We start from the raw sequence: 759 nt of genomic DNA, 5'->3' as shown, positions 1-759 counted from the left end.
AGTTGTTTTACCTGCACCATTCGCTCCAACGAGACCAACTATTTGTCCGCGTTTCAGCTTAAATGATACATCTTCGAGAATCGTTTTGTTGCCTATCTTCTTTGTTAAATGTTCTATTGTTAAAACACCCATATCACTATCTCCTTTGCTATTAAATAATCTGAATCTTAAGATTTTATATATAAAATTAATTTTATCACATAGCAAGTGTTATAAAAATATGGATTTAAAAAACTTTAATAATATAAAATATAAATATGAACACGAGTATTTTTGTAGCGTGCAAATGGTATTGCTACATTTATTAAAATGCGCAATTTGTTATGAGTAACTTTTTTGGATAGTAGGCACATTAAAGTGTCGAAAACAATTTGTGTGGAGGACAGGGTAAATTCTGTTTATTTAAGATGATAGTTTGTATTATAGATGGATTTGTGAGATAAGTTTGCGGAATGTATACATACTGAGGGAACTGAACTTTGATGGGAAACTTCATTATATCTCTTAACGTAAAGGATTTTAGGTGACTTTCAGCTAAAGTATGCCAAATAAACTTAAAAAAGCAGTGAATCATTTCAATAGATGGAATGATTTTACTGCTTTTTGTGTATAGAAATTTAAAATTCATGCCTTTATACTAACAACAATATTATTTTACTCTCTTACGTTTGCCAATGTAACGTATAGCAAAGTAAATGACTGCGATAATGATGACAACATACATAATACGTGAATATGTATGAAGACCAGTCATCAACA

Annotated in this window: 1 protein-coding gene and 2 pseudogenes; 1 reads left to right on the top strand and 2 read right to left on the bottom strand. The window is 29.8% G+C overall.

Annotation, left to right across the window (positions count from 1 at the left end):
- Window positions 1–132 (bottom strand): ATP-binding cassette domain-containing protein (locus tag IDG60_RS17880; RefSeq protein ID WP_206161016.1); only part of this gene is annotated, 132 nt, incomplete at its 3' end.
- 409 nt (window positions 133–541) lie between these two features.
- Here IDG60_RS17880 and IDG60_RS17875 point away from each other — a divergent pair.
- Window positions 542–641: pseudogene (locus IDG60_RS17875) on the top strand (hypothetical protein).
- Between the two features lie 8 nt (window positions 642–649).
- Here IDG60_RS17875 and IDG60_RS17870 read toward each other — a convergent pair.
- Window positions 650–759: pseudogene (locus tag IDG60_RS17870) on the bottom strand (DedA family protein); the annotation flags it as partial.

The organism is Staphylococcus sp. EG-SA-2, from assembly GCF_017152085.1.
The sequence above is the reverse complement of the archived record's forward strand: the minus strand, read 5'-3'. Positions and strand labels throughout refer to the sequence as shown.